Consider the following 20,953-nt stretch of genomic DNA (forward strand, 5'->3'; position numbering starts at 1 on the left):
ATCCTCCTATTCGGCCGGGCCGGACAAGGCGGCCAGCAGCCTGTTCAGGTTCGCGTCGAAATGGGCCGTCACTGCCCCCACGGTCCATGGGCCGTCCAGGGCAAACGGTTGCAGCACCACCACGGCGGCGCCGCACTCCCGGACAGTGGCCGCGATCTCCGGCCGGGGCTCCCAGGCGCAGATGACCGCCTTTGCCCCGCTCTCCCGAAGCGCGCTCCGCAACCGGGCATGGTCCCGCTTAGTCCAACGATACTCCGGAGCGGTCAGATATTCCACCACCTCAAGGCCGAATTCGTCCGTGAGGGAAACGAATTGCCCGGTGAGGGCGACCGCCTCGAACCGCTCCAGCATGCCGAAACGGGTTTCAAACGCGCTGCGCAGCCGGAACAGGGACTGCTTGAGTTCCCTGAGGTTAGCCTCGATCTTGCGGGCTTCCCCCGGATAGAGCCTGGCCATGTCCGCGGCAACGATATCCGCCATGCGCGCGAAGGTTCCCGGGCTATTCCAGACATAGGGGGAAACCGCCCCGGTCCCGGGGGCTTCCATGAGCGGAACGCCGGCACGGGAGCCGTCCAGGGGACGGGTCGCGTCCACCTGGACAATGCGTATGTCCGCACGCCGGGCCCAGGGATACAGGGGATCCTCGGGCCAGGACGCGGTGATGGTCAGCACCGCGTCGGCGCGGGCGGCCAGCGCCCGGAACTCCTCCCAGTGCTTCTTGAAATAGGCGGCATGTCCGCGCATGGCGTATCCCTCGGGAACCGCCCGAAGCACCTCCACCCCGGTCCCCCGAGCCAGGATGCAACCGAGAGCCATGGTCGCATCCTGGGAGGCAAGCATGGCCGATCGGAGGCTACTGTGCAATCGCGCTTGCTCAAGGGGGACTTGCCTGGAGGAGCAGGCCGGGAAAAGACAGACCAGCAGGAAAAGAATCAGGTAATTTCTCATATGGACGCCTCGCGAAAGGAACCGGACAGGGAGCGGACAAGGGCGGTCAAGGCGAAAAAACCGGTAGCCACGAGGATAATGGCCCCGCCGGACGGCACCGGAATCTCGAACTGCATGGGCAGGATCACGCCCAGCACGCAACTGGCCGTGGCAATGAGCACGCTGTAGCAGAAGAATCCGCGCATGGACCGGCTGACGTTGCGCGCGGCCGCCGCCGGGATGATGAACAGGGCCTCCACCAGCACCGCCCCGACGATCTTGAGCGAAGCCACGGTGATGACCGTGATCATGAGGATGAAAATGTAGTCGTACAGCCTGGCGTTGACCCCGCGAACATGGGCCAGGCTGGGATTGAAGCTGGCCAGGAGCATGCGGTTGAACAGCGGCGTGCCCACGAGCAGGCACAGGGCGCAGATGGCCAGGAGCACGTTCATGTCCGTGTCGTTCACCGTCAGCACCGACCCGAACAGGATGTTGTCCAGCACGTGCATGTTCACGCGGCCCGTGACATAGAGCAGCACGCAGGCCCCCAAGGCCAGGGAAATGGACAGGAACACGCCGATGACCGTGTCCTGGGACATGCGCGTGCGGTTGCGCGTGTAGTTCATGAGCAGGCCGAACAGGATGCAGAACCCAAACAGGGAGGCATAGGGCGCGGTGACCGGCTCGCCCAGCAGGATGCCCAGGGCCACGCCCGTGAGTGCGGCCTGGCCCACGGCCTGGGAAAAGAAGGCCAGCCGCTTGGTGACCACCATGGTTCCCACCCCGCCCAGCACCGGGCCGATGAGCAGCGAGCACAGAAGCGCGTTGACCACAAAGGCGTACTGGAAAAACTCCGGTAGGATTCCGGCCTTGCCCATGCCCATGAGGGGCAGCCGGATGGCATTGTAGATCGCTTCCATGAATCAGGCCGCCTTGGCTGTGAAGATGTCCAGAATCTTTTCCGGGGTGAGTTCGGTTTCCGGCGGCCCGGAAAACAGCAATTGCCGGTTGAGGCAGGTGACGCTGTCGGCCATGCCCTTCACCTCGGCCAGGTCGTGATGGACCATGACGATGGTGGTCCCCTGCTCCCGAAGCCGCTGCAGCAGGCCGTGCATGACAACCGCACCCTCCTGGTCCAGCCCGGCGGCTGGCTCGTCCAGCACCAGCAGGGCCGGATGCGGGATCAGGGCCTGGGCCAGAAGCACGCGCTGGCGCTCCCCGCCGGAGAGCGCGCCAAAGGGACGCTCCTCCTTGCCCTGCATGTTCACCTGCTCCAGGGCCCTGCGCACCAGGGAGCGCTTGTCCCGGCGCAGCCCTGCAAAGGCAGGCCTGTCCTGGCAGATCATGGCCATGAAATCGTGCACGGTCATGGGCAGGCTGCGGCCGAAATCCAGGGTCTGGGGCACGTAGCCCGTGACCTGATTGGTCCCCCAGCCGATGCGGATGGAGCCCTCGTGGGGCATCTGTCCGAGCAGAGACCGGATCAGCGAGGTCTTTCCCCCGCCGTTGGGGCCCACCAGGCAATGGATGGTGCCCGGCTGGACAGAGAAGGAAACGCGGTCCAGAACGGAATTGCCCCCAAGCCTGAGGCTCACGTTTTCGAAATGCACGGACGGCCCCACGGCCAGGAACTCGCTGACGGTCATGACGGATCCCCCTGTTTCAATGAGTGGGCCTCCAGCAGGGCCGAAGTCAGGGCCTCCAGATTGGCGCGGATGCCCTTCTCGAAATCGTCCGGCGCATACGTACCGCCCGTGAGATGGGAAAGATGCCGGATGCGCACCCCGGTTTCGGCGTGGATGGTCTCCACGTACTTGTCCGGAAAATCCATTTCCGTGAAGATCACGTCCACGCCCAGCCTGCGGATCTCCTTGATGGTCTCGGCCAACTGGCTGGCCGAAGGCTTGAGCCCATGCCCCGGCTCGATGACCGCCGTGACCTGGAGGCCGAATTCCTGTAGCAGGTAGTCGTAGCCGCCGTGGATGGTGGCGCAGCGGAAGTCCAACTCGGGCAGGTCCGCCACCCGGCGCATGTATTCGGCCTTCATGCGCCGCAGCCTGCGCACGTAGTCGCGGGTGTTTTTGCGGTACAGCCCGGCATGCTCCGGGTCGATCTCCTGCAGCCGGGAGGAGATGGTGAATATCTGGCGGATGGAGGCGGTCACGGAAACAAAGGTGTGCGGATTGACCGTCTTGCGGCCGTCCAGGGTGCCCGCCACCGGGATGAGCGAAACATCCCTGTTGGCCTGAATCACGGGAAGCTTCCCCTTCATGCCCGAGGCCTCCAGGATTTCGAAGGCGAACTCGTCGTGGCCCACGCCGTTGACCACCAGGACGTCCAGGTCCATGCAGCGCTTGATGTCCGCAGGCTGCGGCCGGTAGTTGTGGGGGTTGAATCCCTCGCCGATGAGCGGCACGACCTCGGCGGCGTCGCCCACGATGTTGGCCGTGTAGCTGTAATAGGGATGCAGGGTGACCCCGATGCGCAGCCTGTCCTGGGCCCGGGCGCCCCCGGCCAGCAGGCAGGCCAGCACCAGGGCGAACACGAATTTCCTGATCATGAAACAACTTCTCCCTTGACCCGTTCGATCTCGTCCCCGCCCTTGAACGCCACTACCTCTTTCCACCCCGCGGCGATCAGGGCCTGGTCCTTGATCACGGCGGGAAAGCCGCCCCTGTGCGAGGCCTGATACCAGACTTCGAACCGGCCGTGTCCGGGCTCGGCAGCGCCATGACCCCGTCCCGCGGAATGATCGTGCCGCATGACCAGCAAAAAGGATCCCGAACGCTCGCGCTGCTGCGGAACGCCCAGGTACAGGGCCAGATCCAGGTCCGGGGACTCCGGAACCCGGCGCGTCCAGACCATCCTGCCCTGCCGCCGCCATGCGGCGTCCCGGGCAAAGGGAGGCATGAACAGGTCCTCCATTTCGGAAATATCCATCCATCCGCCGTCGCCGTCCTCATGCACGGCGTCGATCTCCACGGCGGCGGTATACAGGGCGTTGAAGGTGCCCAGCTCCTCGGGGTTGAGGGCGGTGAAGGCGTTCATCTGCCACGGCAACAGCTCGGCCGTGCGCGCGCCCCGGTCACGAAGCCCCATCCCCAGGGCGCAGGCGACAACGACCACCACGGCGGCGACCGCCAGCCACAGGGTCTCGTTGCCGCCGCCCGCCGGGCGAACCAGCTCCTCCCGGATGGGATGGATGTCTTCGAGCCGCCGCCCCTGGATCATACGGCCACCTTCAGATCCCGCATGGAATCGATATAGCCCTTGATGGTGTCCTGGATATCCAGGAAGGCCTCCACAATGCGCGGGTCGAACTGGGTCCCGGCGCAACGGGCCACCTCGTCGGCCGCCTTGCCGAAATCCATTGCCGGCCTGTACGGCCTGGTCTGGAGCATGGCCGAAAGGCTGTCGGCCACGGCGATGATGCGCGCGCCCAGGGGGATCCTGGTGCCCCGCAGACCGTGGGGATAGCCGGTCCCGTCGTAGCGCTCGTGGTGATGCAGCACCATCTTGGCGATGCCGTCGTTGCCCATGAGCGTGGTCAGGGGCCCGATGATCTCCGCCCCCATCTGAGGGTGCGTCTTGATGACTTTGTACTCGGCGTCCGTGAGCGGGCCGCTCTTTTTCAGGATTGCGTCGGATATGCCGATCTTGCCGATGTCGTGCAGGTGCCCCGCGATATGCAGGATATCCGCCTGGCTGGCGCTGAGCCCCACCTGCTGGCCTATGGCCTGGGAGACCACGGCCACCTCCTCGGAATGGGAGCGCGTGCAGTGATCCTTGGCGTCGATGGCGTTGCCGAGGGATTCGGCGAAAACGTGGATAGTGAGGCGGACGGCATCGACAACCTGAAATCCGCACATTTCCTCAAGCTTCATTTGGGTATCGGCCAGCAACGGTTTCCCCTCTCTGCTTTCCCCTCGGGCGGCGGGCCCGAAGGCCCGCCGCTGACGGAGAGTGCTATGGTGTCGATAACACTGATGCGAGCTATTTCATGTCCACGGCCTTGACCCAGATCACGGCGTCCTGGGACAGTTCCTTGCCCTTGTATTCCTTGTCCGGACCGACGCCCAGAGCGGCAAAGCCCCACCAGCCCGCCTTGGGAACGCCAAAGGTGATGTAGCCGTTTGCGTCGGTGAAGATGGTCTGGGTCACAAAGGAATCCTGCGGGTAGTCCACGGAGGATGCGGCGGGCATGGAGTTGGACTTCATGTCCGGCATGTGGCTCATGTATTCCACTTCCACCTCGGCGCCGGCCACGGGCTTGCCCTGGGAAAGCACCTGGGCCTTGAACACGTTGCCGGTCCACATGCCGTAGGGTTTGATCAGGGGAACGATCTCGCAGGGGAGTCCCACGGGTTCGGCCCAGTTGCCCGGGATGCCGCCCACGTTGGCGATGAGCTTGGTGACCTGCTGCATGTAGACGCCTTCTTCCTCTTCAAAGTAGTAGCCCGGCACGAACACGAAGGTGTAGTCGCCCATGGAGCGAACTTCCTTCTTGGGCAGCAGCGCGGAAAAGGCCTTGTTCTTGGATTCGGGGTTCTTCCACTCGATCTCCTTCACATACTTCATGAGGTCGATCTTCTTGGCCTTGGCGTCACCACGCTGGTACATGGCGTAAAATTCCTTCACGCCGCCCATGTCCATGGTGTGGCCCGCTTCGGCCGGATGGGTGAAAACCATGCGGAAGTCCATGTCGCCGCCCTTTTCCATGGCGATTTCCGGGGTATAGACCATCATGAAGTGCGCGGATGCCGGAATGGACATGGCCAGGACCGCCAGCAGGGCAAAGGCGGCAAGGATAGCTTTTTTCATTGTTCAATTCTCCTGAGACTGAGGTTGATTATTGATTTCATCTGCCACATGGTAAAAAGGGGCCGGCCCGCCCGGCCCCTCTTCGACAGAGGTCTGCACAGATTTATTCCACGATGTCGGCGCCGTTGATCTCCACCTTGTGGCCTTCACCGGCGTCGAAGAGAACCATGTAGGCGCCCTGAGGCTTGCTGAAGCTGAACTCGCTGTCCGCGTTCATCTGCCCTTCCTGCAGGACCTTGCCCGCGCCGTCCTTGACGTACATCTTCACGCCCGAGGCCGAGGAGCCGTCCGAGAACCCGCCTTCGCAGGACACGGTGCCGTCGCCGTTGTCGAAGCAATCGCACAGGGGGCTGTGGGCAAATGCCGTTGCGGCAAGGCACAGCAGGGCCAGGGTCAGCGTCAGGGTCATCAGTTTCTTCATTTAATTCGTTCCTCCTTCAAGACAATTCGTGTTGGTTGATTGACATGTTTCCTTCTTGGCCTCCCGGTACGGGATCATGGCCATGACAATGGTGGCCGCCACGCACAGGCCGTAGAAGGCCCACATGGCCTGGAACCCGGTCAGCCCCAGCAGGGTGCCGCCCGTGAACACCAGGGTGGCGATCCCGAGCCCCAGGGTCGTCTGGTACACGATGGAGAACAGCATCCACTTGGTGGAGTTGGACTGCATGCGCACCATGATGGACGTGGGGATGCAGGGCGGGTACAGGGCCATGAACAGCATCAGGGCCAGGGCGTGCAGGGCCGTGAATCCGGCTTCGCCCGACTTCATGCTCTCCTGGACGGACTGGTCGGAACCGTCCAGCCCGTAGATGGAGCCCAGGGTGGCCGCGCTGTTTTCCTTGGCCGCAAAGGCCGAGAGCAACGCGATGTTGATGCGCCAGTTGAACCCGGCGTATTGGGTCACCGGCTCCAGCGCGTGGCCGAGCACGCCCAGGAAGCTGGACTCGAACCGCTCGGCGCGGATTTCGCGGCGCAGCTTCTTGCGCGTTTTGACCACGTTCTTGAGCGCCTTGTTCAGCTTCTTGCCGTCCGCGCCCTTGCGTTTGACCACGGAATAGAACACGGGGTTGGCCGTTTCGAACCGCTGGTTGATTTTCGCGGACTCTTCCTTGTCGGTCACGCCCCGCTTGGCGTCCTTGAGGTCCTCCTCGAAGAGGATCAGGGCCGTGACGTCGGAGGCGGCAAGGGTTCCCTTGTAGGAAGTCTTGTCCACAACCTTCATGAACTTGCTCACGGCCGCGTCGCGCTTGGCCTCGTAGAAGGCCATGCGTTCCTTGCCCACGCCAGGGAAGTTGATGAGCACGAAGATGACCACGGCCACGGCAACCACCACGGTGACGATCTTCTTGACGAAGAGCCAGATGCGCTCGATGGCGCGGCGCAGCACGCCGTCGACGGTGGGCAGGTGGTACGGAGGCATCTCCATGATAAACGGCGCGCTCTCGCGCTTGCTCAAAACGGTGAGCGACAGGGCCTTGGCCACGGGCAGGGCCATGAACAGGGTCACCGTGGCGATGAAGAACAGGGCCAGCCCGGCCTGGTCCGCGAAATAGGCGCCGATGAGGATGAGGTACAGGGGCACCTTGGCCAGGCAGTTCATCATGGGCACCACCAGGATGGTGGCCAGGCGCGCCCGCTCGTCGGGAATGGCCTTGGTGGCCATGACGCCGGGGATGGCGCAGCCGCCCACATAGACCCCGCCCAGGATGAGCGGCAGCGTGGACTGGCCGTGCAGCCCGAACCGCCGGAACAGGCGGTCCAGGATAAAGGCCATGCGCGGCATGTATCCGCTGTCCTCCAGCACCGCGATGAGAGCGAAGAGCAGGAAGAAGATGGGCAGGTAGTTCAGAATGGCCGTGGTGCTCTTGACCACCCAGACGCCCAGGGAGCGCAGCAGCGGCTCGCCCAGAAAATCGGGCGGCGGCAGGATGCCCGCCGTAAAGGATTCGATGCCGCCCCACACGGGCCAGACCTTCACGGCCACCCAGCCGCCGAAAACAATGGACACCTCGTAGAGCACCAGCAGGATGGCGATGAGGATGAGGGGCCCAAAAAAGCGGTTGCAGACGTACCTGTCGGCCAGGTCGGACAGGGTCTTGCGCTTTTCCGAGGGAGCCTTGACGAACTGCTTGGCGATCTCGGCGCAGGCGCGGTGCCGGGCAAAGGCGATGTGCCGCTCGGCCGGGAGATCCGCCTCCCGCTGAAATTCGTCCCGAAGCCCGTCCACGGCCGTGAACACGGCGGAGGCGTCGGCATGGTACTTCTTGACCAACTCGCGGGCCTCGCTGTCGTTTTCCAGCAGCTTCAGCGCCAACCAGCGGGCCGGATAGGCGGAGGCCATGCGGTGGTCCTCGGCGACGCTTTCCCCGAGCCTTTCGATGAACGGCTCCAGCGCGCCATAGTCCACGACAAAAGTACGGCTTCCGGAACCATCCGCAGTCTCGGAAACAGCCCGCTTGATGGCGTCGCCGCCCACGCCCTTCTTGCCGGTGGTGGGCACCACGGGTACGCCCAGGTGCTCGGCCATGCCCTTGTAGTCGACCCGGATGCCGCGGCGTTCGGCCACGTCCATCATGTTCAGGTCGACGATGGTGGGCACTTCCATTTCCAGCAGCTGCAGGGTGAGGTACAGGTTGCGCTTCAGATTGGAAGCGTCCACCACGTCAACTATCACGCCCGGCTTGTCGTGCAGGATGAAATCGCGCGCCACCCGCTCCTCCATGGAATAGGAGGTCAGGCTGTAGGTGCCGGGAAGGTCCACCAGCTCCACGCGGGTGTCGCCCATCCGAAACTGGCCGGTCTTCTTTTCCACGGTGACGCCGGGGTAGTTGGCCACATGCTGGCGCGCGCCGGTAAGCATGTTGAACACCGTGGACTTGCCGCAGTTGGGCTGCCCGGCCATGGCCACCAGGAGATTCGTGCGTCCCATCTACTCGACCTCCACGTGGCGGGCTTCCTCGTGCCGGATGCTGACGTGGTAGCCGTCCAGCTCCAGTTCCACGGGATCCACCAGCGGCGCGTTGCGCACGATGCTGATCTCCACGCCCGGATAAAAACCCAGGTCCATGAGCCGCTGCCCCAGCTCCCCGCCCACGGCGAGATCCTTCATGACGCAGGTGGCGCCGGGGGTCATTTCATCAAGGGTCATTTGCGTTTCCTTTTCCTTGTCGAATGGTCGATGCCGGCCCGGCATGTCCGCCGGGCCGCAATAAATATTTCGTGTGGTATTCTTGGATGATTATGGGCGAAAGCCGGGGCTAGGCCACCAGCACCTTGCCGGCGATGCCGCGCTCCACCATGATGCGTCCTTCCCCCACGGAGACGATCATGGGACCGCCGCCGTTGTTGAGGACATCAACGGCAGTGCCGGGGATCAGCCCCATGGATTCGAGTCTGACCCTGGCCTTGTACCCGGCGTCCACGGCAACGATAAAGGCGGTTTCGCCAACGGCAACGGTATTCAGCGTTCTTGTGCTGTTCATGTTTCTCCCCTCCAGGACTTGTCATTCGAACCACATGTTGATAATGAATTTCGCTATCATAAATAGGCGGGAGATCATGCAGTGTCAAAGAAAATCTCTTGCTGCAAATGATTTGCAACTACGGCGGAAGTGACGGCAAAAACAGCGACATACATGAGAACGACTTTCAATATCCGCAGCGACAGCGGCAAAAACCGTCATTCCCATTCTCAATATTGATGAAAAAGAATCTCAACGAACCGAAAAAAACAACCCACAGAAAATGCACATGAACGAAACCACCAGAACCTTCCAGGACTACCTGAAGGCCAACCGGCTGAAACTCACCAGCCAGCGCAAGCTCATCCTGGATGTCTTCATCAGCATGGGGAGCCGCGTCACGGCGGACGAACTGTTCAAGGAAGTCGCAGAACTGGACGACGGCATCAGCCTTTCCACGGTCTACCGCACCGTCAAGCACCTGCTGCAATCCGGGCTGGCGCGCTGCGCGCATTACGGCGACGGCACCACGCGCTACGAGCCCGCCGAGGGGCAGACCAGCTACCTGATCTGCGACAACTGCGGCAAGAAGATCCCCCTCGCCAACCCCTACCTGGAATGCATGCACGCCGAGGCGGCGCGGCAGGAGGGGTTCCGCATGTTCCAATGTCGAGTGACCATACACGGCCTGTGCCACGAATGCCTGACCAAACATGAAACCGAAAGGAGACTGTCTTGACCCCCTCAGCACCACCAACAAGGGAGCCCTGCTCCTGCTCGCCCTGCTGCTCTGCATGGGCTTTGCCCACCAGGCCGACGCCCATTCCCTGTACATCCAGGCGGCGCGCCCCCATGTATCCAACGGCAAGGCCTCGCCCCTGTTCTTCTGCTACGGCCACCACCTCCCGGTGGACGACGCCATCCGCAGCGAAAAGCTCAAGAACGTGCAGGTGCGCAAGCCCGACGGCAGCATCGTGGAAATCAAGCTGCGCAAGGAAAAATCCCTGCATTCCTATCTGGTGGAATACGACATGCCCGGCACCTTCGCGCTCATGGCCGAAACCACCCCCGGGTACTTCACCAAATGGAAGGACGCCAAGGGCCGCGATCGCCATTCCATCAAGCCGCTTTCCGCAGTCGCAGACAAGGCCTCGGCCATCGACATGAGCGTCTTCAGCAGGCAGTGGACCAAGACCTACGTGACCTGCGACGCGCCCTCCGAACAGTTCCCCGCCGCCCTGGGCCTGCCCCTAGAGCTGGTTCCCGCCAGGGATCCGTCCACCTGGAAACAGGGCGACACCGTGGAGTTCACGATCCAGCGCTATGGCCGCCCCTACACGGGCCCCGGCGAATGGGACGCCTCCTACATGGGCTACTCCACCCAGGCCGAGGACATGTTCATCCAGAAAACGCCGGTCAAGGACGGCGTGGTGCGCTTCAAGCTGGCGACCACGGGACGCTGGTTCGTGCGTTTCGCCATCAAGACCGACGCGCCCGAAAACAAGAAGAGCGAATACCTGACCCAGAAGCTGACCACCACCATGGTCTTCGAGGTTCCCAACGAACGCCGCAAGCCCAAGGTGGATTCGCATTAAGACCTGATCTTCGAGGGGAACCACAGAAAAAGGGGGCCCCTCGAGCCATCCATCCAGAACTTCTTCCTTCAATAAAGGCCCCAGGAAGGGTACGGATACCAGGAGTAAAAAAAGGGCTGTCCCGACGTGTATTTAACATACACGAGGGGCAGCCCCTTTTTGCCACGGCGAAGGAGACGTGCCCTTATTGGCGGCCTTTGCGCATGCATTCGGGACACACGCCAAACAACAGCATGCGATGGCTTTCCAGCTCGAACCCGTTTTCCCGGGCCAGTTCCTCCTGGCGCTTCTCGATGTCGCTGTCCATGATCTCCACCTTGCGGTTGCACTCGGTGCAGATGAGATGATCGTGGTGCCGGTGCCCGTAGCTGTGCTCATAGATGGCCACCCCGCCGCCCGGATCAAAGGCGTCGGCCAGCCCGGAATCCGTCAGCAGTTTCAACGTGCGGTAGACCGTGGCCAGACCGATGGCGGAATCGCGCCGCCGCACCTTGTTGAACAGGTCCTCTGAAGTGAAGTGCCCTTCCTCGCCCAGAAAGGCGTCCACAATCAGCGCGCGCTGGGGCGTCATGCTCAACCCGTTGTCGCGCAGGTAGTCCATGAAGACTTCGTGTGCCGGTTTCATTTTCTTTCCTTTTCTGGAGTGTATGACGTGAATATCAGAACCCGACCGCCTGCAGAAAACGCTGCGCGGCCACGCCCTTGGCTATGTGCTTTCGTGTTTCCTCGGAAAGCTCCATGCGTCCCGAGACATCGAGAGGACGGCTGTCGTAGGCGTTCCGCAGCACCGTCTCGAACTGCTCCCGGAGACGGGAAAACGACTCCTCGATTTCCGGGTATTGCCCGTTCTCGCGCCAGGGAAGGCACAGGGTGTCCGAAATCTCTCCGGTCTTGTGGTTGGGGGTCATGAGCCGGTAGCCCTGCCCGGTTCCGCCCGTGCGCTCGCACTGGCCCGGATAGCAGTAGGACCGCCAGCCGTCCGCAGGGCGCTCTATGCTGCTGTCCATGACCACCTGGGGCAGGGCCAGATCCCGCTCGAAATCCTCCAGCCGGATGGTGTAGCTGAGCACGGGCCTGTGGTTGCCCCGTTTCTTGGTCACGGTCCATTCGATGATCATGGTTCACCTCCTCAACGGATATCGACAATATCGCCAAACGGCGGCGCACTGCCCGCCCCGCCCATGCGCGCCCAGAGCACCGGATATTCGGGTTCCTGCTCCGGGAAGCTCCGGCACTCCATGTCGCTCAGGTACACCAGGCAGGACGGGTTGCAGGCGTGGTCGCGCACCCAGCGAAACACGGGCCGGAAGTCCGTGCCGCCCCCGCCCGAGGGAGTGAGGCGCAGGGGCAGCTCGTCCCGCCGGAAGACCTGTTCGCCCGTGACCTCCCGGTCGCACCAGACCACCCGCACCGTGGTGTCGAACTGCTCCAGCACCGCCGAAAGCTCGGCCGAGAACTGGTCCAGCTCTCCGGGAGCAATGCTTCCCGACGTGTCCACGGCAATGACCACCTCGGGCAGCTCGCGCTGCGCCAGGCTGGGCAGAAAAATATTCATGTGCACAAAGCGCCGGTTGGGAGGAATCCAGGCGTAATCGTTGCGGGCGTGGGTGTTGATGAACCGCTCCAGCAGGGCCCGCCAGTCCAGCTTGGGGTGCAGCACCCGTTCCACCAGACGTTCCAGGCCGCCGGGCAGATCGCCCGAATCCCGGGTCTGGTTCACGGCCTGCGCCAGGGCGATGCGCCACTGCTCATCGGTTTCGTCCCCGCCCTCGGGGCTGGAGCCGTCCTCGTCCCCGGCATCGCGCACCTCGCCGCTGCCGCCGGGATCGCCGGAGCCGTTCTCCGCTTCGTCCCCGGATTGTTCGGCCTCGCCGCCGCTCTCGGAATCCTCGCCCTGGCCCTGTTCCTCGGCATTGTCCGTTCCCGAGGCCTCTCGCTCGTCCTCGCCCTGCTGCCCGGATTCGCCCGCCGTGCCCTTGAGGCCCTGCGGGTCCATCTCGCCCTTTTCCGGACCGTCGCCCCCCTCGCTGATCATGCCGTCGCCCCCCTGCAGGGAGGCCAGCTCCGAATAGATCTCGTCGGCGGTCAGGCCGTGGTATTTGGGATCATCCAGATACCCCGGCGGCAGGGTCAACCCGGCGTCCACGAGAATCCAGTTGATGGCGTGGTCGCAGGCCATATTCCACAAGTCGTGATCCCGGCCCTTGCGCCGCTTGTGGTGCTGGCAGGCCGGATGCATGACCGTATGGGCAAGCAGCCCCTTGGCCGCCTCGTCCGAAAGCCCGGCCACGTAATGGGGGTTGAAGCCCAGCACTCGGCCGTTGGTCCAGGCAGTGCGGCAGGCATGGTCCACTGCGGGCTCCATGCGCAGGCACAGGGAACCGAAGAACGGCTGTTCCAGCAGCAGCGACACGCGCGCCTTGAGCAGCTTGTGGCGGGCATAGTCGGTCATGGCTAGAAGAGAACCGCCGAGTTGTCCGCGGCCCAGCGGGTGAAGGCCGGGGAATCCACCATGGCGCGGTCCGTGCGCACGGAATCGCGCACCAGAAGCACGCCGAACTCCGAGGGCAGGCGCGAGGCATACGCAATGATGCTCTCGGCCGTGTCCCGGGCCGCCTTTCGGGCCAGCAGCTCGCACAGGGCGTAGATGGTGGCGGGATCCTCGGGCACGGCAGCGGAGGCGGGGTCGTCCAGAATACGGTCGGGATCGGGAAGTTCGCGAAACACCTTGCAGAAACCGGTGAACTCAGCAGCCGCTCCCTCGCCCACGGCGCCGCGCACCAGGTCATGTTCGATGGCCGGACGCGGGCTTCCCGCGAGCATGCGGCCCACGAACTCCCAGGAGCGCGGGGACGGAAACGCCTTTTCGCTGCCCTGGGGATCAAAGCTGTGCAGCAGGTTGGGCCGGAAACGAATGAAGGCGGCCAGTTCCGAAGGGAAAGCCTGGTTCCCGGCCCATTCCAGCCAGTCCTCGGTGTTGACCTCGAAATCCAGGTGCACGAAGCGGTTGGCCAGGGCCGAAGGCATGCGATGGGTCACGGCCCTGTCGGTCTCGCGGTTGCCTGCGGCCACCACGGTCCAGCCCTCGGGCAACTCGTATTCCCCCACCTTGCGGTCCAGCACCAGTTGGTAGCAGGCGGCCTGCACCAAGGGCGGGGCGGCGTTCAGCTCGTCGAGGAACAGGACGCCCCTGCCGGATTGCGGCAAAAACGAGGGAGGACACCAGCGCGCCGTGCCCTGCTCTATGGTGGGCAGGCCCCGCAGGTCCACGGGGTCCAGAAGCACGGCCCGGATATCCACCAGTTCCAGGCCCATGTCGGCGGCGGCCCGTGCCACCACCTGGCTCTTGCCCACGCCCGGCGGCCCCCAGATGAACACGGGCTGCCCCACCGGGATGAGGGATTGAAGCGCTTCGGCTATATGTTTCGGTCTCATGTGTTTCTCTCTTGTGCTCCATGCCGAGAAACGCGGCCAACAAGGCTGCATTTCTCCGCAAGCAGGCGAAAGGGGAAAACCCGATTCGCAATTTTGATTCTCATTCTCAATGATGGGTTAAAAAATATATGCCTGTACCCGGCATACGCTTTCCATTCAAATCCAGGACAATACCTCCCGCACCGAAAACTCTTCGGGCGGCGCAACGGATGCCCGCTTCGGATCCTGCCGCGTCCTATCCCTGGACTGAGTTGATATTGATTTTCCTTATCGACGTCAACCCTGAGAAGCTCAAACACTTTCTGAAATCTCTGAAGAAGAAACCACCAGGCTCATTGCCCTGCCATGGCAAGACAATTCATCGCAAACCTGCGGCCTGCCGGGCATGAAAAAAGGCTCCGGTTTGCACCGGAGCCTTCTATTTTCAAAATAGTGGAGCTGGAAAGTACAGGCGCTCTACCGGAAAGCAAAACGATATTCTGAATATCGGCAATGCCCTTCACCCTTATCCAGTCAATCCTCTGGATTTCTATTAATAACAGGTCAGAAAAAATATGACCGGTGGAGAGCCATGGTGGGAAATGGCCAACAAACCAATATGCCGTTTGGTCTATTGTCATTATGCCATTGCGATATCAAGAAAACAAACATTCCTTAGCTAAAAAATGCCCACTCCATGTTGCTTTTCCCAGATATAATCTTCAATACGTTTTCCAAATTTTATACGAATAGACCGAAAATACTTTCCTGGCTCAAAGATCTCCCCGTCATCAATTCGACATTGGGATATTTCAAGCACACCTTGCCCACACATGACATGGGTACATCCGCTATCCCTATCATTCAAAAGGACCCTGCCTGGAGCCCCCTTATCGTTAGTATTTTCCAGATGGACACGTGATTTTAAAATATACAGTCGCTTTAAAAGTCCCTCTTCTACTATATACGTATACGCTCCAGAAAATGGATGCGAAGAAGCTCTTATCAGTCTGTCAACTTCAACAGCCGAGGCCTCCCACTGAATAAAGCTATCCTCGGGAGTTCTTGGGTAACATCTAAAACCATCGCTTCCATCACAGGACGCAAACTTGACTTGATAGTGCGGATCTTGCTCAAGCAGTTCGGTCGAGCGACAAAATAGCATTGGGATGGTTTCTTTAGACCAATTATATATTTCTCCAATTGTTGTTGTACCGGTTATCGACTGTCTGGCCTGTGCAATAACTCGCCCGCAATCGAGCTGCCCGCCTTCCATCAAATGCACGCTTAAAAAAACGTCCTTCTCTCCGGAAAGAAGAGCCCAATTGGGGCATGCATTTCCTCTATAATTGGGCAGATCACCAAAATGAGCATTGAGTATTCCAATTCGAAAACGGTTTATGATCTTTGTTGTAATAACACTTACCCAGTTGACGCTAATGGCCATATCGGCCTCTTTCATTGACGAAAGAGTCTCGTAAAGTATTTGTTCCTTGTGCGACAAATCTTGAAATTCACAACCGATTTTCTCTGCAAGATCACAAAAATCGTGCTCGTTGATATCGTATTCAGGGGCAGCCTTCGAGGTAATTATAGCTGTGATATTATGACCCTTTTCTTTGAGAGCCAATATCGCATCATACAGATTTCGGGTTCTCCCTATCGCAACTATATTCATATCTCCTGCTCCACAATTTGGCTAATTGTTTTTTCTCCTTGTATGCGCTCAATCATGTCCTCAAAAAAAGACAAGGTCCCTTTTCCCTTTTTTTGATACTTAAGTATGAACTTCCTATCCCACTCGAATATCGGTTTTTTTTCTTTCAGCCGGACATATTCATCGAATGATGAAATATTCAACGCAACATGGACAGGGTGGAAATCGTAAATCTTCAGCCCTTCACAATGATGTTTTTGGTCCCTAAAGCTAAATCCAGTATAATCATTAAGCATCTCAATATCGTCTTCCCAGAAATAAGGAACACGGCGTATTTTCTTCTCCCCATATCCCATTGGGATTAAAACACTTAAATTAGAATGATACGGGAGAAACAATGAGACATCAACAGATATGCCGTATTTAGAGGTAGCCCTATCCAGAACCGGAGATGATTGATACAGCCCGTGGGTACGCATGATACTACTATCAGGGAAAAGGCTTGTAATATGATCAAGGACCATATCAACAGATGACCCATGAGAACTACCGTCCAAAAAGTTTGGGTGTATTCCAACCTCAAAGCAGGAGCGCCCATTCAAATCATCAACCACAGCACTTTTATGAGTCGCAAACCATGTTGCTCTTTTGTCAGCCTGCACAAGCAGGCTTGAAACATAGTCCAGAGTATCGTCAGAACACCAATCTATGTCGAGCGTCAAATGATGTCCTGCCATTATCCTACATCTCCACTTTTATAAAATGACATAATTTCAAATGTTACAGTATGGCTTGCATTCAATCCAAGGAACTGCTGGTCGAACTTATCTCGCTGTTTCCTATACCGGAAAAACCTTGCTGTCCTGACCACCGTTCCACATCCATTTGGAAGATATTTCCCCACAATCTTCTTCCATCTGGGGGCCTTGGCTGCGATAGAACTATAATTTCAAAATCTCTATTTCCAGCCCCCGCATTTAAAATCTCATCGGGGGCATATTGACGGACAATATTACACTTTTCACCTCTTGAGACAATACCATTTAAGACACCACAACCACCTGTAATCAAACAAATAAACATACCCAACAACACCACACGAGCCTTTAAAAAAGAGGGATGGATCAAAAAATGACCAACCCAATCCGCAATTCAAAACCAAACAAAAAATGATCCAAAAAAAAGGCTTATCTGTAAAACAGATAAGCCTTTAATATTCTAATGGTGGAGCTGGAGGGAATTGAACCCACGACCTCTTGAATGCCATTCAAGCGCTCTCCCAACTGAGCTACAGCCCCACGTCGTTGGGAAGGAAGTAAATATTCCAAGCCGGGCCGGCTTGTCAAACGGAAAATTACTTTTTCTCGTCCCACAGGCCGCGGTCGCTCCCGATCTCGGGCGGACCTTCGCCCGCCTGCCTGCGGCCCTTCACATAGGACTTCCAGCCCGGGCACCACTTGGTATGCCAGGTCCAGAACCAGCCCAGCAGCGAATAGGGATCATTCTTGGCGAACTTGTGAAACCTGCATACTTCGCAGGGGGAATGTGGTCTATCGGCCATGTTCGTCTCCTTGTTCGTCAACGCGACAGCCCGCTACCCATACCTTTCTCGCCCGCAGGTTTCAATACAATCCGGCCGCCTACAGCTCGCTCAGAAACATGGGATGCTTGCCTCCGCCCGCCTCGAACCCCATGCTTTCGTAAAAGCCCACGGCCGAATCATAGGCGATGAGCGCCTTGCGGTGCAGGTGGGCGTAGCCGTCGAGCATCCTGCGCATGAGCCCGCGCCCCACGCCCTGCTGCTGGTAGTCGGGGTGGACCAGCATGTACTGGAAATAGGCGTTCATGACCCCGTCGGACAGGGAATTGAGCAGCCCGACGAGCCTGCCCTCATGCCAGGCCGTGCAGACCCGGTGGGAATTACGCATGGCCGTGCAGAGCAGGTCCGGGTACCGCCCGGACTCCCAGTCCACAGACAAGAACAGACTCTCCAGCTCGGCTGGAGTCAGATCCTTGGTTTCGCTGTACTTGATATCCATAGGGAACCTCCTTGTGCGACCGGTATAAGCACCTCCCAATCAATATCTCCAGTATCTATTTTTAGAGCGATTAATATTTTTCAAATATCAATAAGCAGTAAAAGAAACCCGGCTTTGGCCGGGTTTCTTGATCCGAAAGGGAATCACTTCTTGGGAATGAAGGTGATGCCGGTGGAAGCCGGGCGCTTGAGCACCCGGACCTTGCGCACGTAGTCCATGAAGGCCTGGGCGTCCACGAATCCGGTGTCGCACCGGTAGCCCGCAGCCTTCTTGAGCACCTCGTAGCCGTCGCCGCCTTCCGCGATGTACGCGTTGGTCACCACTCGGTAGGCGGCGTCATCCTTGAGGGGCTGCCATGCCCCGTCCTTGTTCACTTCGACGCTCGTCACGCGACTGCCTTCGGGCCTGTTCATGTCCACGGTGTACCGGGCTCCCGCCACATAGGAAAAGGCCCCGCCGCCACGGGTTGCGCCGGTCTCCAACGCCGCACGGAACTCCGCCCCGGTCAGCCCCAGCACCGCAAGGGTGTTGCCGAAGGGCATGAGCGTATAGGCCGTGCCCACGGTGATCTTGCCCTGTGGCACGTCGACGCGCACGCCGCCGGCGTTCTGCAGGGCCATGTCCACCTTCATGCCCACGGAATTGACCTTCCAGAGCATGGAATCGCAGACCAGGGGCGCGATATAGCTGCCCTGGGGCATGGACAGGCCGTCCGTGTTCACGCCGGGGACCCGGATATGCGGCAGGCTTTCGGCGGCCTCGCCGATGACCTCGGAACGCATGGCCTCGATGCCCGCTTTGTACGGAGCCAGCAGCTCGACGGCCGCCTTGTCCGAAGCCACCACCTCGGCCACGGGGCTGGCGGCAATGATGTCGTAAACCTTCTGGCGCTCGGCCCCTTCAAGCTCGACCTTCTGGCCTTCGGCGTTCTTGCGACGAAAGGAGTCGGAAAGCAGCAGCACGGCATTGCCGCCGCACCGGGTCACATGGCCCTTGCCGTCGAAGACCAGATCCAGCACGCCCACGGCCTTGGCCCATTCCCAGGAGGTGACCACATAGACGTCGTTGCCGTCCGAGCCCTTGACCACGGTGGGGTACAGGCCGCTGCCGCGCAACCCCAGGGCCGCGAGGTCGTCCACGCCGTCCAGCAGGGAGTGGGAATGGCCGCCCACGATCACGTCGATGCCGGGGACCTCCCTGGCCAGGGCCAGGTCCCTGTCATAGCCCAGGTGGGTCAGGGCGATGATCTTGTCGATGCCCTTGCCCTCCAGCTCGGCCACGTATTTCCTGGCGGTGGCCGCCTCGTCCGCAAAGCTCACCGGGGCCGGGCTGGAGACCACGGCGGTATCCTTGAGGGTCAGCCCGATGACGCCGACCTTTTCACCGTTGTATTCAAGAATGGTATAGGGCCTGACCTCGGCCTTGAGCTTCTTGACCGCATCCGTGTTGGCGTTGGCGGAAAGCAGCGGGAACCTGGCATAGCCCAGAAAATCGGCCAGCACCTGGGGGCCCTTGTCGAACTCGTGGTTGCCCAGCACCATGGCGTCGAACCCGAGCAGGTTCATGAACTCCATCTCTGGCTTGCCCTTGTACTTGGTGAAATAGAGGGTGCCCTGCACGGCGTCGCCCGCATGCAGCAGGGCCACGTTCTTCCTGTTCGCGCGGACCTGGTCCACCTTGGCCTTCAGCCGGTCCCAGCCGCCAAGGTTCACGTAGGTCCCCTCCCCGCCAAAGGAGAGCTTGCCCGGGCAGGCCTCCAGATGGGAATGGATATCGTTGACATGGACAATGGTCATCTCGAAGGCCTGAGCGCCCAGGCTCGCCAGAAGCACCATGCACAAGGCCAGGGCCAGCAGTACTGTTTTCCTCATTCGTATCTCCTTGATCCGCAGTTCTATACCGGAAACAGATTTCTGCATCTCCCATACCCCGAAAAAAGCGGCCGGGGCAACCGAATCCTTGCCCAGCCGACTCCAATGCCCCGTCCCGTGGGCGCACCGTTTCAAATCGCTTTTCCAATAACTGCATTCGTGCTAACCGAAACCATGCTTCGAAAGTGCCCAAACACACCGAAAGCGCGCTTCCGGCTCGTCCGTCTGCTGGCGACCGTCCTCTGCCTGTGCGTGGCGCTCCTCCCGGCCACAGCCCCGTGCGCCGAGCCGGCGACCATGGCCGTGGTCAAGTCAGACCTCGAGGCGTACCACCACTTCCTGAAGCAATACAACGACGACCCCCTGCAGGTGCGCCAGCCGGTCAAAGGCCCTCTAAGCAGGGCCGTCGCGGACATGGTCATCATTGCCAAGGCCCTGCATCTGGGCGGCTACGATGGCGCAATCGACTTTCTCGTCACCCCCAACACCAAGCGGGCGACCATGGAGGTCTCCCTGGGCAACGCCGTGATCGGGGCCCAGCAGCTTGCCACCACGGCCATCGGCCCCGGAGAGGGGCAACTGTTCTTCGTCAGCGCCCCGGTCACCCGCTACGGGGAATTCCACAAGGTCATCTACACCACCGAGGACCGCGAGGACGTGCTCTCCGCCGAATCCGCCGAAGACCTCAATGCCACGGGGCCTGGAATCATCGGCATCCACTGGGCGGGCGACGAGCATGTGCTCAATGACATGGGCATCTCCAACCTGCGCACCTGCGCCACGTTCGAGAGCATGGTCAGGATGGTCGTTGCGGGCCGGGCGCGCTGGATCCCCCTGGAGGCGAGCAGCAGCCCGGACCTGTGCGGGTTCATGCAGGGCACCCGTTTCGTCCCGGTGCCGGGCGTCAAGTTCGCCCTGCCGGAGAGCAGGCACTTTCTTGTTTCCCGGCAGCATCCGGCGGGGGCCAGGGTGTTCGCGGCCCTGGAAAAAGGCCTTGCAAAACTCAGGAAGCAGGGATTCATCCGCCACATCCTCACGGCGTCCGGATTTTTCAATCCGAAAATCGCCTCCTGGAAACTGCTGAACCAGGACGCGCTGGACCAGACGCGCCAATAAGCCCGGAAAGGATTTCCGGGCTTCTCCTCTAGACGGCCGTGGAGGC

The 20,953-nt window shown here is 60.4% G+C and carries 23 protein-coding genes and 1 tRNA gene; 3 read left to right on the plus strand and 21 right to left on the minus strand.

What is annotated here, in order from left to right; all coding sequences use genetic code 11:
- Positions 1-6 precede the first annotated feature (6 nt).
- The 11 genes from FGL65_RS17130 to FGL65_RS17180 all read right to left on the minus strand — a co-directional run bounded on the left by FGL65_RS17130 (position 7) and on the right by FGL65_RS17180 (position 9,236).
- Entirely contained in the window at positions 7-816 is an 810-nt protein-coding gene (locus FGL65_RS17130; RefSeq protein WP_187170437.1) for a metal ABC transporter solute-binding protein, Zn/Mn family, read from the minus strand.
- A 128-nt stretch (positions 817-944) separates the two neighbouring features.
- Positions 945-1,850 carry a metal ABC transporter permease gene (locus FGL65_RS17135; protein ID WP_147822461.1) on the minus strand — a complete coding sequence of 302 codons (906 nt, stop codon included), beginning with the start codon at positions 1,848-1,850 and terminating at the stop codon, positions 945-947.
- Between the two features lie 3 nt (positions 1,851-1,853).
- Entirely contained in the window at positions 1,854-2,576 is a 723-nt protein-coding gene (locus FGL65_RS17140) for a metal ABC transporter ATP-binding protein (RefSeq protein ID WP_147822462.1), read from the minus strand.
- Entirely contained in the window at positions 2,573-3,490 is a 918-nt protein-coding gene (locus FGL65_RS17145) for a metal ABC transporter solute-binding protein, Zn/Mn family (protein WP_147822463.1), read from the minus strand. The genes FGL65_RS17140 and FGL65_RS17145 overlap by 4 nt, the downstream gene beginning before the upstream one ends.
- On the minus strand, positions 3,487-4,161 hold the full coding sequence (locus tag FGL65_RS17150) for a DUF6162 family protein (RefSeq protein ID WP_147822464.1): 675 nt from the start codon (positions 4,159-4,161) through the stop codon (positions 3,487-3,489). Before FGL65_RS17150 ends, FGL65_RS17145 begins: the two co-directional genes overlap by 4 nt.
- Positions 4,158-4,814 (minus strand): HD-GYP domain-containing protein, encoded by a 657-nt coding sequence (locus FGL65_RS17155; protein ID WP_147822465.1) that lies wholly within the window; start codon positions 4,812-4,814, stop codon positions 4,158-4,160. Before FGL65_RS17155 ends, FGL65_RS17150 begins: the two co-directional genes overlap by 4 nt.
- Before the next feature lie 109 nt (positions 4,815-4,923).
- Positions 4,924-5,751 carry a DUF4198 domain-containing protein gene (locus FGL65_RS17160; protein ID WP_147822466.1) on the minus strand — a complete coding sequence of 276 codons (828 nt, stop codon included), beginning with the start codon at positions 5,749-5,751 and terminating at the stop codon, positions 4,924-4,926.
- A 103-nt stretch (positions 5,752-5,854) separates the two neighbouring features.
- Positions 5,855-6,172, minus strand: a complete 318-nt coding sequence (locus tag FGL65_RS17165) for a hypothetical protein (protein WP_147822467.1) — start codon at positions 6,170-6,172, stop codon at positions 5,855-5,857.
- Entirely contained in the window at positions 6,173-8,683 is a 2,511-nt protein-coding gene (gene feoB, locus FGL65_RS17170; RefSeq protein WP_147822468.1) for a ferrous iron transport protein B, read from the minus strand.
- Positions 8,684-8,902 carry a FeoA family protein gene (locus FGL65_RS17175; protein WP_147822469.1) on the minus strand — a complete coding sequence of 73 codons (219 nt, stop codon included), beginning with the start codon at positions 8,900-8,902 and terminating at the stop codon, positions 8,684-8,686.
- A 109-nt stretch (positions 8,903-9,011) separates the two neighbouring features.
- Positions 9,012-9,236, minus strand: a complete 225-nt coding sequence (locus FGL65_RS17180; RefSeq protein WP_147822470.1) for a FeoA family protein — start codon at positions 9,234-9,236, stop codon at positions 9,012-9,014.
- Between the two features lie 268 nt (positions 9,237-9,504).
- On the opposite strand from FGL65_RS17180, the gene FGL65_RS17185 reads away from it, so the two are divergent.
- Both FGL65_RS17185 and FGL65_RS17190 read left to right on the plus strand, forming a co-directional pair.
- Positions 9,505-9,954, plus strand: a complete 450-nt coding sequence (locus FGL65_RS17185) for a Fur family transcriptional regulator (protein ID WP_147822471.1) — start codon at positions 9,505-9,507, stop codon at positions 9,952-9,954.
- Positions 9,929-10,810 carry a DUF4198 domain-containing protein gene (locus FGL65_RS17190; protein WP_250645531.1) on the plus strand — a complete coding sequence of 294 codons (882 nt, stop codon included), beginning with the start codon at positions 9,929-9,931 and terminating at the stop codon, positions 10,808-10,810. The genes FGL65_RS17185 and FGL65_RS17190 overlap by 26 nt, the downstream gene beginning before the upstream one ends.
- Positions 10,811-10,994: 184 nt before the next feature.
- Here FGL65_RS17190 and FGL65_RS17195 read toward each other — a convergent pair whose 3' ends face one another.
- From FGL65_RS17195 to FGL65_RS17240, 10 genes are all read right to left on the minus strand, one after another.
- Positions 10,995-11,435 (minus strand): Fur family transcriptional regulator, encoded by a 441-nt coding sequence (locus FGL65_RS17195; RefSeq protein ID WP_147822472.1) that lies wholly within the window; start codon positions 11,433-11,435, stop codon positions 10,995-10,997.
- A 34-nt stretch (positions 11,436-11,469) separates the two neighbouring features.
- Entirely contained in the window at positions 11,470-11,928 is a 459-nt protein-coding gene (locus FGL65_RS17200; RefSeq protein WP_147822473.1) for a hypothetical protein, read from the minus strand.
- An 11-nt stretch (positions 11,929-11,939) separates the two neighbouring features.
- On the minus strand, positions 11,940-13,262 hold the full coding sequence (locus FGL65_RS17205; RefSeq protein ID WP_147822474.1) for a vWA domain-containing protein: 1,323 nt from the start codon (positions 13,260-13,262) through the stop codon (positions 11,940-11,942).
- 2 nt (positions 13,263-13,264) lie between these two features.
- A complete protein-coding gene (locus tag FGL65_RS17210) occupies positions 13,265-14,245 on the minus strand; it encodes an ATP-binding protein (protein ID WP_147822475.1) in 981 nt (326 codons plus the stop codon).
- A gap of 658 nt (positions 14,246-14,903) precedes the next feature.
- Positions 14,904-15,902 carry a methionyl-tRNA formyltransferase gene (locus FGL65_RS17215; protein WP_147822476.1) on the minus strand — a complete coding sequence of 333 codons (999 nt, stop codon included), beginning with the start codon at positions 15,900-15,902 and terminating at the stop codon, positions 14,904-14,906.
- Positions 15,899-16,618, minus strand: coding sequence for a polysaccharide deacetylase WbmS family protein (locus FGL65_RS17220; protein ID WP_147822477.1), 720 nt, complete (start codon positions 16,616-16,618; stop codon positions 15,899-15,901). The genes FGL65_RS17215 and FGL65_RS17220 overlap by 4 nt, the downstream gene beginning before the upstream one ends.
- Before the next feature lie 485 nt (positions 16,619-17,103).
- Positions 17,104-17,179: transfer RNA gene (locus tag FGL65_RS17225), tRNA-Ala, on the minus strand.
- Between the two features lie 56 nt (positions 17,180-17,235).
- Positions 17,236-17,442 carry a hypothetical protein gene (locus tag FGL65_RS17230; RefSeq protein WP_147822478.1) on the minus strand — a complete coding sequence of 69 codons (207 nt, stop codon included), beginning with the start codon at positions 17,440-17,442 and terminating at the stop codon, positions 17,236-17,238.
- 79 nt (positions 17,443-17,521) lie between these two features.
- Positions 17,522-17,920 (minus strand): GNAT family N-acetyltransferase, encoded by a 399-nt coding sequence (locus FGL65_RS17235; protein ID WP_147822479.1) that lies wholly within the window; start codon positions 17,918-17,920, stop codon positions 17,522-17,524.
- Between the two features lie 143 nt (positions 17,921-18,063).
- Positions 18,064-19,791 carry a bifunctional metallophosphatase/5'-nucleotidase gene (locus FGL65_RS17240; protein ID WP_147822480.1) on the minus strand — a complete coding sequence of 576 codons (1,728 nt, stop codon included), beginning with the start codon at positions 19,789-19,791 and terminating at the stop codon, positions 18,064-18,066.
- Positions 19,792-19,965: 174 nt separating this feature from the next.
- Between FGL65_RS17240 and FGL65_RS17245 the strand changes: the two genes are divergently transcribed.
- The gene (locus FGL65_RS17245; protein WP_147822481.1) at positions 19,966-20,907 is read left to right on the plus strand and encodes a hypothetical protein; all 942 of its coding nucleotides are present in this window, start codon (positions 19,966-19,968) and stop codon (positions 20,905-20,907) included.
- The last annotated feature ends 46 nt before the right edge of the window (positions 20,908-20,953 follow it).

It is taken from the genome of Salidesulfovibrio onnuriiensis, from assembly GCF_008001235.1.
Lineage (GTDB): Bacteria > Desulfobacterota > Desulfovibrionia > Desulfovibrionales > Desulfovibrionaceae > Pseudodesulfovibrio > Pseudodesulfovibrio onnuriiensis.

Coding starts and splice junctions, on each gene's coding strand:
- FGL65_RS17230 (WP_147822478.1), bottom strand. CDS start 17,442: ATGGCCGATAGACCACATTCCCCCTGCGAAGTATGCAGGTTTCACAAG.
- FGL65_RS17155 (WP_147822465.1), bottom strand. CDS start 4,814: ATGAAGCTTGAGGAAATGTGCGGATTTCAGGTTGTCGATGCCGTCCGC.
- FGL65_RS17165 (WP_147822467.1), bottom strand. CDS start 6,172: ATGAAGAAACTGATGACCCTGACGCTGACCCTGGCCCTGCTGTGCCTT.
- FGL65_RS17190 (WP_250645531.1), top strand. CDS start 9,929: ATGAAACCGAAAGGAGACTGTCTTGACCCCCTCAGCACCACCAACAAG.
- FGL65_RS17140 (WP_147822462.1), bottom strand. CDS start 2,576: ATGACCGTCAGCGAGTTCCTGGCCGTGGGGCCGTCCGTGCATTTCGAA.
- FGL65_RS17150 (WP_147822464.1), bottom strand. CDS start 4,161: ATGATCCAGGGGCGGCGGCTCGAAGACATCCATCCCATCCGGGAGGAG.
- FGL65_RS17145 (WP_147822463.1), bottom strand. CDS start 3,490: ATGATCAGGAAATTCGTGTTCGCCCTGGTGCTGGCCTGCCTGCTGGCC.
- FGL65_RS17245 (WP_147822481.1), top strand. CDS start 19,966: ATGCTTCGAAAGTGCCCAAACACACCGAAAGCGCGCTTCCGGCTCGTC.
- feoB (WP_147822468.1), bottom strand. CDS start 8,683: ATGGGACGCACGAATCTCCTGGTGGCCATGGCCGGGCAGCCCAACTGC.
- FGL65_RS17160 (WP_147822466.1), bottom strand. CDS start 5,751: ATGAAAAAAGCTATCCTTGCCGCCTTTGCCCTGCTGGCGGTCCTGGCC.
- FGL65_RS17135 (WP_147822461.1), bottom strand. CDS start 1,850: ATGGAAGCGATCTACAATGCCATCCGGCTGCCCCTCATGGGCATGGGC.
- FGL65_RS17200 (WP_147822473.1), bottom strand. CDS start 11,928: ATGATCATCGAATGGACCGTGACCAAGAAACGGGGCAACCACAGGCCC.
- FGL65_RS17185 (WP_147822471.1), top strand. CDS start 9,505: ATGAACGAAACCACCAGAACCTTCCAGGACTACCTGAAGGCCAACCGG.
- FGL65_RS17240 (WP_147822480.1), bottom strand. CDS start 19,791: ATGAGGAAAACAGTACTGCTGGCCCTGGCCTTGTGCATGGTGCTTCTG.
- FGL65_RS17210 (WP_147822475.1), bottom strand. CDS start 14,245: ATGAGACCGAAACATATAGCCGAAGCGCTTCAATCCCTCATCCCGGTG.
- FGL65_RS17215 (WP_147822476.1), bottom strand. CDS start 15,902: ATGAATATAGTTGCGATAGGGAGAACCCGAAATCTGTATGATGCGATA.
- FGL65_RS17130 (WP_187170437.1), bottom strand. CDS start 816: ATGGCTCTCGGTTGCATCCTGGCTCGGGGGACCGGGGTGGAGGTGCTT.
- FGL65_RS17235 (WP_147822479.1), bottom strand. CDS start 17,920: ATGGATATCAAGTACAGCGAAACCAAGGATCTGACTCCAGCCGAGCTG.
- FGL65_RS17180 (WP_147822470.1), bottom strand. CDS start 9,236: ATGAACAGCACAAGAACGCTGAATACCGTTGCCGTTGGCGAAACCGCC.
- FGL65_RS17195 (WP_147822472.1), bottom strand. CDS start 11,435: ATGAAACCGGCACACGAAGTCTTCATGGACTACCTGCGCGACAACGGG.
- FGL65_RS17175 (WP_147822469.1), bottom strand. CDS start 8,902: ATGACCCTTGATGAAATGACCCCCGGCGCCACCTGCGTCATGAAGGAT.
- FGL65_RS17220 (WP_147822477.1), bottom strand. CDS start 16,618: ATGGCAGGACATCATTTGACGCTCGACATAGATTGGTGTTCTGACGAT.
- FGL65_RS17205 (WP_147822474.1), bottom strand. CDS start 13,262: ATGACCGACTATGCCCGCCACAAGCTGCTCAAGGCGCGCGTGTCGCTG.